We start from the raw sequence: 17,566 nt of genomic DNA on the forward strand, positions 1-17,566 counted from the left end.
TGCTGTACCTGCGCTCGGAGCAGTTTTTCAACGCCATGATGAAAGCTTTGGCCGACAAGACCATGGCGCAGTTCAAGAAACAATTCCAGCAGGTTGATGCATTGCTAATCGACGATATCCAGTTCTTCGCGGGCAAGAACACCACCCAAGAGGAGTTCTTCCACACCTTCAATTCACTGGTGGATGGTAAACAGCAGATCATTCTGACCTGCGACCGCTATCCGCGCGAAGTCGAAAATCTCGAGCCGCGCTTGAAATCGCGGCTGGGCTGGGGTCTTTCCGTCGTGGTGGAACCGCCCGATGACGAAACCCGTGCCACCATCCTGATGGATAAGGCACAACGCCGGGGTATCGATTTGCCGACCGATGTGGCCTGGCAAATCGCCAAGCGTCTGCACTCCAGTGTGCGCGACCTGGAGGGGGCGCTGAACACCCTGGCAGCGCGCGCCAATTTCACCGGAAAACCGATTACGCTTGAGTTCGCCCAGGAAACCCTGCGTGATTTGATGCGCGCACAAGCCACGGTCATTTCTTTGAGCAATATTCAGAAAACCGTGGCAGACTACTATCAATTGAAGCTATCCGATTTGCTTTCGGCACGCCGCACGCGTTCTCTGGCACGGCCAAGGCAGGTGGCGATGGCTTTGGCCAAGGAGCTGACCGAACACAGTTTGCCGGAAATCGGCGAGGCGTTCGGCGGTCGTGATCACACCACCGTACTGCATGGCTGCCGGGTTATTTCTGGCCTGCGCGAATCGGATGGAAAAATCAGGGAAGATTGGGATAAATTGGTTCGGAAATTGACGGAGTAATACAGGTAGGAAGTTGTGGATAATGTGTGGTTGGAAATCTGTGGGATAACTTATCCACAAATGACCAACAGTTCTTATGGTCGCTTTTCACCACCCCTTGCTGTCTTTTATTTTGTTTAAAATCAATGATATATATAGTTATCCCGTTGTTTTCTGGACACTACCACCACCACCAGTTTAAATAATTACTTTTAGTCATTGGAATCCCACTATGCGTTTTAGCCTCTCCCGTGAAGCGTTTCTAAAACCCCTGCAACAGGTCGTGAATGTGGTTGAGCGGCGACAAACGCTGCCCGTGCTGAGCAATTTGTTGGTTCAAGTGCAAAATGGGCAATTGAGCCTGAAAGGCACGGATCTTGAAGTGGAGTTGGCGGCGCGCTGCACTATCGATGATGGTCAGGATGGTGAGGTCACTATTCCCGCACGCAAACTTTTCGATATCGTGCGTGCCCTGCCTGAGGGCAGCAAAATCGTGCTCAGCCATTCCGGTGACAAAGCTACCATCCAGGCAGGAAAAAGTCGTTATACCCTGGCTACCCTGCCTGCCCGTGATTTTCCGGAAAACGACCAGCTCGCCATCATCGAGCGCATCCGTGTGCCGGAAGCCGCTTTGAAAGAGCTGATCGAGCGAACCGCCTTCGCCATGGCGCAGCAGGATGTCCGCTATTACCTCAATGGTCTGCTGTTTGATCTGAAAGGCACAACTTTGCGTTGTGTATCTACTGACGGCCACCGTTTGGCTCTGTGTGAAACCGAGTTGAGCGAAAGCGTCGAGAATCGCAAACAGATCATCATGCCGCGCAAAGGCGTGCTTGAACTGCAACGCTTACTGGAAGAGGGTAGTGACGACATCGAGCTCGAGGTCGGCAACAATCACCTGCGTATCAGCCGCAGTGATGTCACCTTCAGCACCAAACTCATCGAAGGAAAGTTTCCGGACTATGAAGCCGTTATTCCAATCGGCGCTGATAAGGAAATGCGGGTGGACCGCGACTTGCTGCGCAACGCCTTACAGCGCGCGGCGATTCTGTCGAACGAAAAATTCAAAGGCGTCAAGCTCGATATCAACCCCGGAGTGCTCAATATCGTGGCGCACAACCCTGAGCAGGAAGAGGCCCAGGAAGAAATCAGCATTGATTCGGCGATTCAAGGCATCAGTATCGGCTTCAACGTCAACTACTTACTGGAAGCCCTGTCCGCCCTGCGCGAAGACACCGTCCTTATCAAATTACGCGACGGCAATTCCTCAGCCCTGGTGCGCGAGGCCAGTCATGAGCGCAGCCGCCATGTGGTCATGCCTCTGCGTCTGTGATGCATCTGACTGAATTGCAGGGCGCCAACCTGCGCTGCTTCACTGAGTTCATCTTAACGCCCGTTCCGGGCGTTAATCTTTTGCTGGGCGAAAACGGTGCCGGAAAAACCAGCGTGATCGAAGCCATCCATATTCTCGGCTATGGCCGCAGCTTTCGCGGACGCATCCGCGATGGTTTGATTAAACAAGGCGCCGCCAGCCTGCAAATCAGCACCCGATGGCAGGATGCCCATGGCGGAACCCATCAAGCCGGACTGCAACACAGCGGCAATGAGTGGCAGGCGCGCCAAAACGGCGCGGATGTCGATAATCTCGGTCAGTTTTGCAGCCACTTCCCTGTACTCAGTTTCGAGCCCGGTAGCCATGCCCTGATTTCAGGCCCTGCGGATAACCGGAGACGCTTTCTGGATTGGGCCTTGTTTCACGTGGAACCAGAGTTCTTTAGCCAGTGGCGCCGCTTCAACCGCGCCCTCAAACAACGCAATGCCTTACTGAAAGCGCAACCGGGAGCGGAGGCTTTGGCGGCCTGGGACCATGAATTCGCCGAATCCGGCGAGGCCATCCATTATTACCGGCAACGGTACCTGGAGTCCTTGAAGCCTGTATTCCAGGATATTTGCCGGGGTTTCCTCCCGGAAGGCGGCCTTGCCACACTGGGCTATGCCGCGGGCTGGCGCCAACCCCAAATGAGTCTTTTGGACAGCTTACGCCTGAATCGCGATCGGGACTTGCAGACCGGGTTCTGCAATGTCGGCCCGCACCGTGCGGACTGGGAAGCCACACTGAACGGGCAATTGCAGCAGGAACACTTCTCACGCGGGCAGGCCAAGCTCCTGGCCTTATCCGCGCTCTTGGCCCAAGCCAAGAAATTTGTGGACGAAAAGGGGTTTTGGCCCATTCTCTGTTTTGATGATCTGGCCTCGGAGCTTGATTCCGAGCACTTCCGGCGCGTCTTGCGCTGGCTCTCTGGGAGTCGGGCCCAAATTTGGATCAGCGGCACGGACGACCAACCAGCCTATGCCGAAAACTTCAGTTTGCTGCAGCGGTTTCACGTGGAACAAGGCCGTATTGCCGACACTCAATAACTATAGGCTGCCGTAGCGATTTGATGTATAATTGGAGCATTGGTTATTTTAGTTAAATAGCTATATAAAACAAAAGCTTAGCACTCTATTCAGGAGCTTGAAAAATCACATGACGGAACAAGAACGCACGGGTTCGGAGTCGACCTATGATTCCAGTCGCATTACCGTCCTTCGCGGCCTGGAGGCTGTCCGCAAACGCCCCGGCATGTACATTGGTGATGTCCATGACGGCACCGGCCTCCATCACATGGTGTTCGAGGTGGTCGATAACGCTATCGACGAGGCCTTGGCGGGACATTGCGATACGGTCACGGTCACTTTGCACAATGACGGTTCCTGCTCTGTTTCCGATAATGGCCGCGGCATTCCGGTCGACACCCATAAGGAAGAGGGTGTTTCCGCCGCCGAAGTGATTCTGACCGTGCTGCATGCCGGCGGCAAGTTCGACGACAACAGCTACAAGGTTTCAGGTGGTCTGCATGGCGTCGGTGTTTCAGTGGTCAATGCGCTGTCGTCATCGCTGTGGCTGGACATCTGGCGCGACGGCGGCCACTACCAGCAGGAATACGCGCTTGGTGAGCCTGTGTATCCGATTAAGCGGGTTTCCGATTCCAGCAAACGCGGCACCACTCTGCGCTTCCTGCCCAGTGCCGAGATTTTCACCGACGTGGTATTCCATTACGACATTCTGGCTAAGCGCTTGCGTGAACTGAGCTTTCTGAATTCCGGCGTGCGCATCGAATTGATTGATGAGCGCCCGGAGGGTAAGCGCGATCTTTTCGAATACGAGGGAGGCATCGCAAGTTTCGTAGAGCATCTCGCCCAACTGAAGACGCCGCTGCACAGTAATGTCATCGCCGCTAGTGGTGAGAAAGACGGCATCGTGGTCGATATCGCGCTGCAGTGGACGGATTCCTACCAGGAAACCATGTTTTGTTTCACCAACAACATTCCGCAGAAAGACGGCGGCACCCACTTGATCGGTTTCCGTTCGGCCCTGACGCGTACGCTCAGCAATTACATCGAGCAGAGCGGCATCGCCAAACAAGCCAAGATCGCGCCGACCGGCGATGATATGCGCGAAGGCATGATTGCCGTGCTGTCGGTGAAGGTGCCTGACCCGAGCTTCAGCTCGCAGACCAAGGAAAAGCTGGTGTCCTCGGAAGTGCGTCCGGCGGTGGAGGCGGTCATCGGCCAGAAGCTGGAAGAATTCCTGCAGGAGAACCCGTCCGAGGCGAAAGTCATTGCCGGCAAAATCTGTGATGCCGCGCGTGCCCGTGAAGCCGCGCGCAAAGCGCGCGATCTCACCCGTCGTAAAGGCGCGTTGGATATCGCCGGCCTGCCCGGCAAGCTTGCCGATTGTCAGGAAAAAGATCCGGCCTTGTCGGAACTGTTTATTGTCGAAGGCGACTCCGCAGGCGGCTCCGCCAAGCAGGGCCGCAACCGCAAGACCCAGGCCATTCTTCCTTTGAAGGGAAAAATCCTCAATGTCGAGCGCGCCCGTTTCGACCGCATGCTGGGCTCTGCGGAAGTCGGCACGCTGATTACCGCGCTGGGTTGCGGCATCGGCAAGGAGGAATACAATCCGGATAAGCTGCGCTATCACCGTATCATCCTGATGACCGATGCCGATGTCGACGGCTCGCACATCCGTACCCTGCTGCTGACGTTCTTCTACCGGCAGATGCCGGAGTTGATCGAACGCGGCCATATTTACATCGGCCTGCCACCCTTGTTCAAAATCAAGCAGGGCAAGAACGAACTGTATCTCAAAGACGTGCCGGCACTGAACGCCTACTTGGTCAGCAATGCCGTCGAAAACGCCGAGCTGATTCCCGGCGAAGGTGCCCCGGCCATACGCGGCGAGGCGCTAGAAAAACTGATGCTGCAAGTGGTCGCCGCGCAGGAAGTAATGGAGCGATTTGCTTACCGTGTCGATGTCGATGTGTTGCAGGCCGTAATTGACAGTCGCGCGCTGCGCATGAACGATTTCGAAGACGCCGGCACGCTTGCCGAATGGGCGCTCGGTCTGGAAACGAAACTCAACAACCGCGGTGCCGGCAAAGCCCGCTATGCGATTACCGTCCAGCCCGGCAGCGACGAGCAACAGGGCGCCCTGGTCATCGAGAAGCAGCATAACGGGTTGCGGATCATCCAGACGGTTGCCGCCAGCCAGCTGGTGAATGGCGAACTGCGTCTGATCAATGAGGTCGCGCAGGTTTTGCATGGCCTGGTCCAGCCAGGAGCCAGCGTCCAGCGCGGCGGTAAAACCTTGTCCATCAGCCGCTTTGCCGAAGCGCAGGACTGGCTGCTCGATGAAGCCAAAAAGGGCCGCACTATTCAGCGCTTCAAAGGCCTGGGTGAAATGAACCCCGAGCAGTTATGGGAAACCACGGTCAATCCCGAGACCCGTCGGCTGCTCAAGGTCAAAATCGAGGATGCGGTTGCCGCCGACCAGATTTTCTCAACCCTAATGGGAGAGCTCGTCGAACCCCGTCGCGACTTCATCGAAGAAAACGCGCTCAAGGTCGGCAATCTCGATATCTAAATATGAACGGCCCGGGCCGGCTACTTGAGTGAATCGGCGAGAGCAATTACTCTATCCTTTCGGTTGTAAGGGCATTAGGAAAATCCATGAACAAGCAGAAATTCTGGGCAGCAGTTTTGGTTACGACGTTGATTTCGGTTTCGGTACAGGCACAAACGGGCGGTACTCGAGATCGTCTCAAGGCCGAGAAGTGCTTTGACAAAAAAGGCAATCCGGTCGGCTGCGATGAGCAGGCCGAAACCGAAGCCGTTGCACCGGTTGCCAGATACCCGAGCGCCACCCGCATCGAGCCGGTGATGCCAAAGACGAAAATCAAGAAAGAGTGGGAAGCCATGGTAAAGGCGTCCAATGGCAAGGACCCTGCAATCATCAGGGCCGCCGCGGACGCCGTTCTGGCAGCTCCCGAAGTATCCAATGAGGAAAAATCGGAAGCCTACTTCCAGAAGTACATCGCCCAGGTCACCACCGATGCGACCAATTATCCTGCCATGTCGCTGCTGGCTGAGGCGGCCGTCAAGCAGGGCGGCCTCAGCAACAACAAGCATTATGATCTGATGCGCAATCTCGGCCTGTTGAAAATCAATGACAAAAAATATTCCGAGGCCCTTGATTATCTCAACCGGTTCTCATCAGAAACCAGCATTGTCGATGATCTTCAGGTGCTCAAGAACAAGGGCAATGCCAACTATCGTTTGGGCAAATATCCGGAGGCGATTTCAACACTGAAGACCGCTTACACCCTCGACAAGGGCGCTGACCCCAACATCGCCATCATGCTGATGGATTCCTATAATAAAACCGGTCAGAAGGCCGAGGCCAACAAAGTCGCCGAGGATGTCGCCAAGACTGCCGGCACCAGTGCGGCCACCGGCGATAGCAGTGGCCAGGTGAAACAGCTTCTGGTTCTGGCCAATGCAAAGCAGTATGAAAAAGCGGCCAAGATCTTCGATGATCTTTATGCCAAAGGCCAAATCAGCAGTCTGGCCGAATATGAAGCCGGCTATGTGTCCTATTCCTATCTTGAAGGCAAGGAGGCGCAGGCCATTAAAATCATCAATGAGGGCATGGCCAAAGGCATTATCAAACCGGATGCCGGAGCCTACAATATTCTTGCTCAGTCTTACTACTACACCGATCAGCCCAAATCGGCCATCGAGGCCTGGGGCAAGGCAGCCGAATTGTCCGCAAAGGGCGCCTACGATGTCCTTCAGGCCCGTGTCTATGCCGAAGAAAGCGATTATGCCAAGGCCAAGGCTGCGGCTCAGCGGGGGTTAAGCAAGGGTGTTGACAATAAAGGTGACGCTTATTTAATCATCGCCGAGGCGGAATCGGAGTTCGGACTCGATAACCGGGCGGCAATGATTGCGGCACTGAAAGAGGCTGCTAAGGATCCTGAAACTCGGGCCGAGGCCGCCAAGCGCTTGAAACAGGCGGGCGCCAACTAGGCGCTTGGCAGAGCCAGAGGAACTGTTGTAGACTTCTAGGTTCCCGCATATTTGCGGGTCACGGCGCAGAAGCGTCATTGAACATCCATTTAAGCAGAGCCGCCGCCACATGACGGATTTGAATTCTAAATACGAGCAGCAGAACAAACTCAGCTGGCCACGCGTTGCGGCAAACTCCGCCGCCATTACCGTGCATGTGCTGATTTTCATGATGCTTATGGCCCCTGTTTCGGCGCCTGACAGCAAAAAAGGTGAGGACACCGTAACCCTGGTTTCGTTTGCCGAGCCACCACCACCACCACCGCCACCGCCGCCGCCGCCGCCGGATCCGCCGAAAGAATTGAAAAAACAAATTATCCAGACCACGCCGCAGAAGACGCCGCCGCCGCCGGACGAACCGCCGATGGTCTATGACACGCCCGGTCCGATGGACAGCCAGTCGCCCCCGACTCCTCCCGCCCCTCCCGCCGGTCCGCCGGCAGATTTCGGTGGTGGTGATGTCGATGCATCGACCCGCGCCCAGTATCCGATTAAATACCCGCCGGCTGCCGCCCGCGTTGGCGCAACGGGTACCGTTGTCATTCAGGTGACTTACGATGCCAACGGCACGGTGCTCGATGCCTCGGTGCACAGATCCAGCCGTAACCGTGACCTGGATCGTGCGGCCTTGACCGGCGTCCGGAAGTGGAAAATCAATCCAGGCAAAAAGAATGGTCAGCCGGTTGGCGGCTCCGCTCTGGTAAGCGTTGACTTCACGATGTAAATTGACTGTTGTACCGTTTTTTCTTCATTAACTAACTTATAAAGGTATTCCTTATGTTGCAGGACCTCATTTTAACCGCTACTGCCGCCGCTTCCGCTGCGGGCGGATCGTCCAACAACGCTGAAGCCCTGCAGCAAATGGGTTTCAGCCACATGGTGCAGAACATGGATATGGTTGGTTGGGTAGTTTTCATTACCCTGATCATCATGTCGATCGGTTCCTGGTGGTACACCGTAATCAATACGATCAACAATGGCCGCATCGCCGCCAATGCCGATCGCATCGTAGAGACCTTCTGGTCGATCAAGAATCCGCGGGAAGCCCGTCAGTTTCTGGAAGAGCAGAAGCCCAATGAGCCGTTCTCGAAAATCGCCCTGGACTCCATCGAGGCCGCCTCCCACCAGGAAGGCAATGCCTTGGCCCAAAGCCTCAGCAAATCCGAGTTCGTCGACCGTGCTCTGCGCCAAGCCGTCACGCGTGAGGGAGCCAATATGGAAAACGGCCTGACGTGGCTTGCTACCGTCGGCGCGACAGCGCCGTTCGTCGGCTTGCTGGGTACCGTATGGGGCATTTACCATGCTCTGATCCGCATCGGCGCCACCGGTCAGGCTTCGATTGATGCTGTTGCTGGCCCGGTCGGTGAGGCCTTGATCATGACGGCCTTCGGCCTGTTCGTTGCGATTCCAGCGGTGGTGGCTTACAACGCCTTTAACCGCACCAACCGCACGATTTATTCGAAGTTCGACACCTTCGCGCACGATCTGCACGATTTCTTCGCGACCGGCTCACGCGTCGGCAGCAAGTAATTCACTCTCCGTCCGAGGACTCCAGTCATGGCTTTCAGTTCAAACTCCAGCGGCGGCCCAATGGCCGAAATCAACGTGACCCCCTTGGTCGACGTGATGCTGGTGCTACTCATCATCTTTATGATTACCGCGCCACTGATGGCGCACAAAGTGAAGGTTGAGTTGCCGACCGCATCTTTGGATAAAAAGCCCGAAATCCTCGTGCCGCCGGTCACCGTCGCCATCAGCAGCAATGGCGACGTGTTCTGGAACGATCAGCCGATGGGCAGCGTTTCCGATGCACAAAACCTGAAAAACCGCTTGGAGGTCAATCTGGCCACCAATCTGGCCAAGGAGCCGCAACCGCAGGTTGATATCCGTGCCGACGAAGACACCAAGTACGAGAAGATCAAGACGGTCGTAACCATTATCAGGGAGTCCGGCATGCGCAAAGTCGGCTTCGTGTCGATGCCCGAGCGTAACTAAGGAAGTAAGACTATGGCATTCAGCTCCAACTCATCCGGCGGCGCAATGGCCGACATGAACGTGACCCCTTTGGTCGACGTCATGCTGGTGTTGCTGATCATCTTCATGGTGACCGCGCCGCCACTGTCGTATCAGATTCAGGTCGATCTTCCGCAGAAATCGACGGTTGATCCGCCGAAGGAAAAAGAACCGCCGGAGCCCATTGATATCCATGTCCAGGCCGGAGGCACCGTGGCCTGGAACGGTAGCCCGGTACCGATGGCGACTCTGCAGTCGCAGTTCAATGTTGAAGGTGCTCGCGATGTGCAACCGACCATCAACATAACGATTGATCCGGAAGCCGAGTACGAAACTCTGGCGAAGGTGCTGGCACGCACCAAGAACGCCGATCTTAAAAAGATTAGCTTCCAGGAATGAGAACACGCCCCGCAAGGGGCGTTTTTTTTGAAATGAAAATTTTCCTTAGAGTCGGTTTTGTATTCATGGCATTAGTGCTGGCAGGCTGTGTTGCTGTCAGCAAAAAGCCGGATTTGCAGGCGCTTTACAGCACGGCTTACATGAATGAAACCGGTGTACCACTGATTGTCATCCCCGGCATCATGGGCAGCGCCCTTGTCGATGCGGACGGAAAGGAAATCTGGCCGGTGTCGGTCAACAATTTGGCATTCACCCACTATGATGAGCTCGTACCCAGTGCCACTGATGGCGTCCATGCAGGACGCCTATTTGATGAGATAGCCGGCATTGATTTCTACGGCAAGCTCGTCGGCGTACTGGAAAGTGCCGGTAAATACCGGCAGACAAGCCTCGGGCAGCCCGTTACCGATAAAAGCCAGCGCCGGCTTTATGTGTTCGCCTATGACTGGCGCAAGAGCAACTTTGAAGCCGTCTCCGGACTGCATGCCTTGATTGAACAGATCCGCCGCGATTATCGCGATCCCGGCCTAAGGGTCGATATCATCGCCCACAGCAATGGTGGGTTGATTGCCCGCTATTATCTGCAGTACGGGCCGCAACATGTCGAAACACGTCCCGCTCCGCAGCCTTGGGCTGAGGGCGGCCAGCGCATCCGCCGACTGGTGATGCTGGGAACACCCAATCTGGGCTCCATCATCAGCGTCAAGCGCCTGCATCAGGGCTATGACATGGGATTGCGCACTGTTCCAGCCGATATCATGGCGTATTTCGCCACGCCCTTCGAAACCCTGCCCCTGCCCGACACGGTTGCCTTGATCGATGCCAATGGAACGCCTGTGCCGCTCGATTTTTATGATGTAGGGCTCTGGGAAAACAATCGCTGGTCTGTTTTTTCGGCGGAAACCGAAGCCCGCATGCATCCAGCTGCGTTGGCTGCTGCCCAGAGGGTTTTCCGAAACAATCTGGCGCAGGCTCGCCACTTCCAGAACGCACTTGCGCTGCCGATGGCCGATACACCGACCGAGGTTGCCCTGTTCGGCGGAGACTGCAGTCAGACGGAGTCCCGCGCACTGCTTGAAGGGGTTTCTGGCAACTACCATCTTGCCTTCAGCCAAGAGCAAATCAAGAGCCGACGGCAGAACGTCAATTACCAGGGGCTCCTGTTTGCTCCAGGCGATGGTCTGGTCACCCGTGAATCGGCATCGGCGCGCAAGGCCTTCGATTATCTTTCGGCAGTACCGCGCCGGGAATTGTTTCCGGTGGCCCAGACCACCTTCTTCTGTGAACGCCACAGTCTGCTGACCGGTAATCCGTTCTTCCAGAACAATCTGCTCTATTTCATATTCCACTGAAAATCGATGTAATAACCGCTTTATTCAGCACCCAAGCCCCGATATAATAGGGCTTTCCCCAGATTCGGGCTCCGACCTAGACAGGTGTTTTGTGCGTAATCACGATCTTGTGTTCATGAAAAATTTTGCCCAAGTCATCGCCGCTTTGGTGTTGATTACCTTTCTGCTGATTTTTGCCGGAATCTATTTCAATGGAAAACGCCCCGTTGAAGTCACGCCGGCGCAACAGGCCGCAACCCAGGCGCGCATTGCGCCGGTAGGTGCTGTGTATTCCGGACAGACCGGAGCCGCAGCACAAGCTGCCGCCATTGCCGCCGCTGCCGAAGCAGCCAAGGGCCAAGTGGCCTATGGTGGCACCCTTGATGGCGGTGAAATCTACAGCCAGTTGTGCGCCGGGTGCCATACTTCCGGTGCCGCTGGCGCCCCGAAGATGTTGAAGGCCGAGTGGGGCGCGCGTCTGGCCCAGGGCAACGATCTGCTCCATAAACACGCCATCGAGGGCATCCGTGGCATGCCGGCCCGAGGCGGAAATCCGTCGCTTACCGACGAACAGGTCATTGCCTCCGTGGATTGGATGATCGGCAATCTCAAGTAAGCGCGATTTCTGATTTCAAACGCCGCCTTCGGGCGGCGTTTTTGCATGCGTTATACTGGACCGATAATGGCTTTTCCCGTCGCCAATGCCGAAGTCCTGCTGCCCGGCCCTGCCGGCGGCCTGCAGACGCTTGTCGAATTTCCCCAGGTGCATACTGAGACCACCCCTGTAGCGGTGATCTGTCATCCGCATCCGCCCGATGGGGGCAGCATGCACAATAAAGTGGTCAGCACGCTTGCAAAAGCGTTTACCGAAGGCGGCTACATCGCGGTGCGTTTCAATTTCCGCGGCGTCGGCATCTCAGGAGGCGGCTATGACCAAGGCCGAGGCGAATTGGCAGACTGCCGAGCCGTCATTGACTGGGTCCAGGCCCAGCGTCCGCAATCACCCTTGGCTTTGGCCGGCTTTTCCTTCGGCGCCTGGGTGGCGCTGAACGCCGCCGCATTCTATTCGCCGGTGCAGATGGTTTCCATAGCGCCGCCGGTCGGTTTTCGCGACTTCAGCGAGATCCGCCATCCCCGGTGCCCTTGGCTGGCCGTGCAGGGCGAGGCCGATGAAATCGTACCCGCGGCCGGGGTTCTGGAATGGCTGAAGGCGCAGACCCCTCCGCCCGAAATCGTGGCGATGCCAGAAACCAGCCACTTTTTCCATGGCCAGTTAGTGCCCTTGCGGGAACATGTGAAGCACTTCCTGCAGGCCTTATCGTTATGACACCCCGCAGCGTGGGACAGCGCTATGCAGACATGGTCGCCACCGGCGACATCCACGCCGACCCGGCACAGCTGGAGGTTCTCGCCTATTTTGAAGCCTTGGCCAAAGGGTTGCGCGAAGCACAGCATCGGCCCTGGTGGAAGCGCCTTGCCAGTCGGCCGGTGACACTCAGAGGCCTCTATCTGTGGGGGCGTGTTGGCCGCGGAAAAACGCTGCTGACTGAATTATTCATCGAAGATCTGGGCGATATTCCGCATCAGCGCTGGCACTTCCATCGCTTCATGAACCATGTCCATCAGCAGCTTGCAGGAATGCCGGAGACCGCCGATACGCTGGCGGTGCTTTCCGGCAAAATCGCACAGGAATGCCGTTTGCTGGTCTTGGACGAGTTCTTCGTTTCCGATATCGGCGATGCCATGATTCTTCACCGCCTGCTCGATCAATTAATCCGCAGACAGGTTACGTTCATCACTACTTCGAATGTGCCGCCGGACGAACTTTACCCGAATGGCCTGCAGCGCGAGAGCTTCTTGCCGTGCATTGCCCTGCTCAAGCGCGAATGCGCGGTGATGGTGCTGGAAAGCGCGCAGGATTATCGGCTGCGCACCCTGAACCAGGCGCGCACCTATGCGCTTACCGCCGATGCCGACAGCAGAACGCTGCTTGCCGAGCAGTATCGGCGGCTGAGTGGCCGTTCACCCTTGGCGGGGTTCATCGAAATCAATCAACGCGACATTCCCGTGCTTGCGCTGAGCCCGGGCGTCGCCTGGTTCACGTTCGACGCGCTGTGCAACGGGCCGCGCTCGAGTGCCGATTACATCGAAATCGCCCGTGACTTCCATACCCTGCTGCTCTCGGACGTACCGCTTTTCAATGAGGAAACCGAAGATGCCGCGCGCCGGTTCATTCATCTGATCGATGAACTGTACGACCGTCATGTCAACCTGTTGTTGAGCGCCGCCGCCAATCCGGCTTCACTGTATACCGGTCGCCGCTTGCAGCGTGAGTTCGAGCGTACCGCCTCACGCCTGACTGAAATGCAGTCGGAAGCGTATCTGGCCAGCGAACATCGGCCCTGACCGTTCGGTACTGCGCGCTCCGTCACAGAACGCCATCCTCTGCACCGGCCTGTTTTTCCTGTGATAGCATGATTGCAATCACCTGCGGAGAGCTCCCCATGCGTCTGAAATCAACCGCCCTTGCCGTGGCCGCCGCACTGCTGTCATCTATGGCTGCACATGCCGCCGATATCGAGGCCTGGGCCAAGCCGGTCGATGCCAAGGTGTTGGAATGGCGCCGCGATTTCCATGAGTTTCCCGAGCTCGGCAATCGCGAATTCCGGACCTCGAAACGCGTTGCCGAACATTTGCGCAGTCTCGGGCTGGAGGTGACTACCGGAGTTGCGCACACCGGCGTAATCGCCATACTCAAAGGTGCTAAGCCTGGCAAGCGCATCGCTCTGCGTGCCGACATGGATGCGCTGCCGGTTACCGAAAATTCCGGTCTCCCATTCCAGTCCAAACAGACCGCCGAATTTCGCGGCGAGAAGGTTGGAGTGATGCACGCCTGCGGTCATGATTCGCATACCGCTATTCTGATGGGTGTAGCCGAGGCGATGGCTAGACATAAATCCGATATCGCTGGCGAGGTCCTGTTTATTTTCCAGCCGGCCGAAGAAGGGCCGCCGGACGGTGAAACCGGAGGCGCTGACCAAATGCTGGCAGAAGGCATTTTCAAAACCTTCAAGCCGGAAGCGGTTTTCGGGCTGCACGTTTTTTCCACCCTCAATGCCGGCCAGCTCGGATATCGTTCCGGTCCGCTGATGGCGGCCTCTGACCGTTTCAATATCGTGGTAAAAGGTCGTCAGACCCACGGTTCGCGGCCCTGGGGCGGTGTCGATCCTATCGTGGCCGCCGCCGAAATTGTGAGCAGTGCGCAGTCCATCGTGTCACGCCGGCAGAACCTGACCAAGCAGCCGGTGGTGCTCAGTTTCGGTGCCATCAAAGGCGGCATCCGCTACAACATCATTCCTGATTCGGTGGAACTGATCGGCACCATCCGGACCTTCGACGACGAGATGCGTGCGCAGGTGTTCAAGGATCTGGCCAACGTCGCCGAACACGTGGCGGCGGCCCATGGCGCGACGGTCGTTTCCAAAATTCCGGATACCATCGGCAATCCGGTCACCGTCAATGATCCGACCTTAACCGCCAAAGTACTGCCGAGCCTGCGAAAGGTCGCCGGCAAAGACGTGGTGGAAATGACGCTGACCACCGGTGCTGAGGATTTTGCCTATTACGCCAAGGAAGTCCCGGGCTTTTTCTTTTTCGTCGGTGCCACGCCGAAAGGCCAGGATCCGAATACCGCCCCGAGCAATCATTCACCGCAGTTCTTCCTGGACGAATCGGCGTTGCCGCTCGGCACCCGCGCCCTGCTGCAGATCAGCCTTGATTATCTCGCCGGGGCGCCCTGATGTTCGAAGATAGTCTTCTGGGCAAACCGGCCGAATACACCGGCCGCTATGATCCGCGCCTGCTGTTTCCGATCGCGCGCGCCGATGCTCGTGAAGGCCTGGGCATCCTGGAGCCGCTGCCGTTCTTCGGCCAGGACATCTGGAATGCCTATGAATTGAGCTGGCTGGACAAATCCGGCCGGCCCCGCGCCGGCCTGGCCGAAATCGTAGTGCGTGCCGATTCCAGCCACATCATCGAGTCGAAAAGCTTCAAGCTTTATCTCAATAGTTTCAACCAGACCCGGGTCGGCGACAGCGAGCGTCTGCGCCAGATGCTGATGCAGGACCTATCGGAGGCCTGCGGCGCAGCGGTGAACGTGACCATCCTGCCGGCGATGGCCAGCCATGCGTTTCCGATTGATTTATTCAGCGGCGAAGTGATTGACGATCTGGAAATCGACATCAATGATTACGGCCCGCCGGAGCCGCTGTATCTTTCGGTCAGCGGCGACAACCAGATCAGCGAGTCGCTGGTCAGTCACGTGTTCCGCTCCAACTGCCCAGTCACCAACCAGCCGGACTGGGCCAGTATCCAGATCCGATACCTCGGCCGCCGCATCGCACGTGAAGGCCTGCTGCGTTATTTGGTTTCGTACCGCACCCATAATGGCTTCCACGAAAACTGCATCGAGCACATCTTCATGGATCTGATGCGCCAGTGCCAGCCGATGCAGTTGTCTGTCTACGGCCGATTTACCCGCCGTGGCGGCCTCGACATCAACCCCTACCGCTGCACCGAGGGCATGGGCATGCCGGGCAATATTCGCCTGATCCGTCAATAAGTACCGCAAAACATCATGAAAAAATACGTCTATGCATTCCTGGCTCTGGTGTTGGCTCCGGCCGCCATGGCCAACACCGTCAATTATCAATTACGCATCAGCAATGCGGCGCAGCACACCGCCGAAGTCAGCGCCCGCTTTCCGGGCAGCACCAAAGCCAATCCTATCGTGCAACTTCCGAACTGGCGAACCGGACGCTATGAAATTCTGCCACTGGCCAACGGATTGCGCCATGTGGCCGCGAAAACCACCGATGGCAAAAGCGTGCCGATCCGGAAGACCGACAAGGCGACCTGGCAGCTCGCGTTGCCGGCCGGAGTGCCCTACACCGTGTCGTATGAGCTGTATGCCAACGAGCTCGGTCTGCGCACCCGTCATATTGATGATTCCCATGCCTATCTGAATGCCAGTGCCGTATTCGTATACAGTCCCGAATTCCGCGCCGCCCCAATCACCGTCAAGCTCGAGGTTCCGAATGATTGGCGGTCGCGCTCCGGTATGCCCGCGGGCGACTGTGGCCACTGTTTCACCGCAACTGATTATGATGTGCTGACCGACTCGCCGATTGAAACCGGCATCCACCGTTTCTACCAAACCATGGTGGATGCCAAGCCGATCGAGCTGGTGATCTGGGGCAACGGCAATCACGATGGCGAGACAATGCTGAAGGATTTAGCGGCCATCAGCAAAACCACTAACGCCCTGTTCGGAAGTACGCCTTATGCACGCTATCTGTACATCGTGCATGCTACCGACGGCGCCCGCGGCGCCACCGAGCACTTGAATTCCACCGTTATCCAGGTCGAGCGCTGGAGTTTTCAGCCGCGCAGCGAATACCTAAAGTTTGCGCGTACCGCCGCCCATGAATTCTTCCATACCTGGAACGTGAAAGCCTATCGGCCGTCCGAAATGGTCCCGTATGATTACCAAAAGGAAAATCCTACGAATCTGCTTTGGATATCCGAAGGTCACACCAGCTATTTCGAAAATCTGATTGCTCTGCGCGCCGGTGTGCAGGACGAGAAACAGTATCTAGGCGATATCTCCAACACGCTCGATGCCTATCTGCGTACGCCCGGCCGTTTCGAGCAGAGCGCCAATGAATCGAGTTTCGATGAGTGGGTCCAGCCGGACGGCGACCGTCATGCCAATGCCTCAGTCAGTATTTATCCAAAAGGGGAAATGCTCGGCTTGGTCATGGATCTGATACTGCGTAAGGAAAGCGGTGGTCGTAAAAGTCTGGCCGATGTCCATCGCGGACTCTGGCAAAAACATAAAGTTTCCCAAGGCGGTTTTACCGAGGCCGATATCCTGGCCTTGCTGCAACAGGTGTCCGGTCGAAGCTGGCAGGATTTCTGGAATCGTTACGTGATCGGTATCGAAGAGCTGCCGTTGCAGGCACTGTTGAAGGATGTCGGTATCGATTTCATGGCCGACAAGAAGCCCGATGACGGCAAGCCATTCTATGCCTGGGGCTTGAGCATTGCGCCCGGTGATGATGGTGCGTATGCCAAGGTCATCGCTGTGGAAAAGCACGGCCCGGCCTGGAAAGCCGGCATCACCGCCGGGGATACCCTGATTGCAGTGAATGGTAACCGTTTGAGTGCGAAGAATTTCACGGCCCGCAGCCAGCAGTTCGGTGGCGGTGCGCTGACCGTCGATTATTTTCGCCGGGACGCCAAGACCAGCACCGTGCTTATGCCGAAGCGCCAGGATGGTGCTGCCATGAAACTGCAGTTCAATGAAACGCCGAGTTCCGCGCAGCTGGCCCTGCGCAAAGCTTGGCTTGGAAACTAATTCGCCGTTCTAGGTGGCCGATTTCGGCCACCACCTCCGCCATCGCCAGCTTTTCGATCTCGGCCAGGCCCGAATTTCAGGCGTCCATCAGCAGGATGACGCACAGTACATGGCCATAGATAGCCGTGTTCACGGTAAACTACTCTTCCCAGAATGCTCTGCCA

Annotated in this window: 16 protein-coding genes; all 16 read left to right on the forward strand. The window is 56.7% G+C overall.

All coding sequences use genetic code 11. The features are described from left to right. On the forward strand, positions 1-812 hold an 812-nt coding region (gene dnaA, locus ACIQ0Q_RS01970), incomplete at its 5' end, for a chromosomal replication initiator protein DnaA (RefSeq protein WP_395771265.1). 211 nt (positions 813-1,023) lie between these two features. Continuing rightward, positions 1,024-2,124, forward strand: coding sequence for a DNA polymerase III subunit beta (gene dnaN, locus ACIQ0Q_RS01975; protein WP_395771266.1), 1,101 nt, complete (start codon positions 1,024-1,026; stop codon positions 2,122-2,124). Continuing rightward, positions 2,124-3,209 carry a DNA replication/repair protein RecF gene (recF, locus tag ACIQ0Q_RS01980; RefSeq protein WP_395771267.1) on the forward strand — a complete coding sequence of 362 codons (1,086 nt, stop codon included), beginning with the start codon at positions 2,124-2,126 and terminating at the stop codon, positions 3,207-3,209. Before dnaN ends, recF begins: the two co-directional genes overlap by 1 nt. Before the next feature lie 109 nt (positions 3,210-3,318). Next, positions 3,319-5,757 (forward strand): DNA topoisomerase (ATP-hydrolyzing) subunit B, encoded by a 2,439-nt coding sequence (gene gyrB / locus ACIQ0Q_RS01985; protein ID WP_395771268.1) that lies wholly within the window; start codon positions 3,319-3,321, stop codon positions 5,755-5,757. Between the two features lie 86 nt (positions 5,758-5,843). After that, a complete protein-coding gene (locus ACIQ0Q_RS01990) occupies positions 5,844-7,202 on the forward strand; it encodes a tetratricopeptide repeat protein (RefSeq protein WP_395771269.1) in 1,359 nt (452 codons plus the stop codon). Between the two features lie 109 nt (positions 7,203-7,311). After that, the gene (locus ACIQ0Q_RS01995; RefSeq protein ID WP_395771270.1) at positions 7,312-7,965 is read left to right on the forward strand and encodes an energy transducer TonB; all 654 of its coding nucleotides are present in this window, start codon (positions 7,312-7,314) and stop codon (positions 7,963-7,965) included. A gap of 53 nt (positions 7,966-8,018) precedes the next feature. Further along, a complete protein-coding gene (locus tag ACIQ0Q_RS02000; RefSeq protein ID WP_395771271.1) occupies positions 8,019-8,771 on the forward strand; it encodes a MotA/TolQ/ExbB proton channel family protein in 753 nt (250 codons plus the stop codon). Positions 8,772-8,798: 27 nt separating this feature from the next. Next, positions 8,799-9,236, forward strand: coding sequence for an ExbD/TolR family protein (locus tag ACIQ0Q_RS02005; RefSeq protein ID WP_395771272.1), 438 nt, complete (start codon positions 8,799-8,801; stop codon positions 9,234-9,236). A 12-nt stretch (positions 9,237-9,248) separates the two neighbouring features. Then, positions 9,249-9,653, forward strand: a complete 405-nt coding sequence (locus ACIQ0Q_RS02010; RefSeq protein WP_395771273.1) for an ExbD/TolR family protein — start codon at positions 9,249-9,251, stop codon at positions 9,651-9,653. Between the two features lie 32 nt (positions 9,654-9,685). Beyond that, entirely contained in the window at positions 9,686-11,005 is a 1,320-nt protein-coding gene (locus ACIQ0Q_RS02015; RefSeq protein ID WP_395771274.1) for a hypothetical protein, read from the forward strand. 91 nt (positions 11,006-11,096) lie between these two features. Beyond that, a complete protein-coding gene (locus ACIQ0Q_RS02020) occupies positions 11,097-11,600 on the forward strand; it encodes a c-type cytochrome (protein ID WP_395771275.1) in 504 nt (167 codons plus the stop codon). A gap of 66 nt (positions 11,601-11,666) precedes the next feature. After that, positions 11,667-12,311, forward strand: a complete 645-nt coding sequence (locus tag ACIQ0Q_RS02025) for an alpha/beta hydrolase (protein ID WP_395771276.1) — start codon at positions 11,667-11,669, stop codon at positions 12,309-12,311. Beyond that, positions 12,308-13,390 carry a cell division protein ZapE gene (gene zapE / locus ACIQ0Q_RS02030; protein ID WP_395771277.1) on the forward strand — a complete coding sequence of 361 codons (1,083 nt, stop codon included), beginning with the start codon at positions 12,308-12,310 and terminating at the stop codon, positions 13,388-13,390. The genes ACIQ0Q_RS02025 and zapE overlap by 4 nt, the downstream gene beginning before the upstream one ends. Before the next feature lie 68 nt (positions 13,391-13,458). Continuing rightward, a complete protein-coding gene (locus ACIQ0Q_RS02035) occupies positions 13,459-14,784 on the forward strand; it encodes a M20 family metallopeptidase (RefSeq protein WP_395771278.1) in 1,326 nt (441 codons plus the stop codon). Next, positions 14,784-15,605 (forward strand): NADPH-dependent 7-cyano-7-deazaguanine reductase QueF, encoded by an 822-nt coding sequence (gene queF / locus ACIQ0Q_RS02040; protein WP_395771279.1) that lies wholly within the window; start codon positions 14,784-14,786, stop codon positions 15,603-15,605. The genes ACIQ0Q_RS02035 and queF overlap by 1 nt, the downstream gene beginning before the upstream one ends. 15 nt (positions 15,606-15,620) lie before the next feature. Beyond that, positions 15,621-17,402, forward strand: a complete 1,782-nt coding sequence (locus tag ACIQ0Q_RS02045) for a M61 family metallopeptidase (RefSeq protein WP_395771280.1) — start codon at positions 15,621-15,623, stop codon at positions 17,400-17,402. The last annotated feature ends 164 nt before the right edge of the window (positions 17,403-17,566 follow it).

The organism is Arenimonas sp. (assembly GCF_044348765.1).
In the GTDB taxonomy this organism is placed as follows: domain Bacteria; phylum Pseudomonadota; class Gammaproteobacteria; order Xanthomonadales; family Xanthomonadaceae; genus Arenimonas.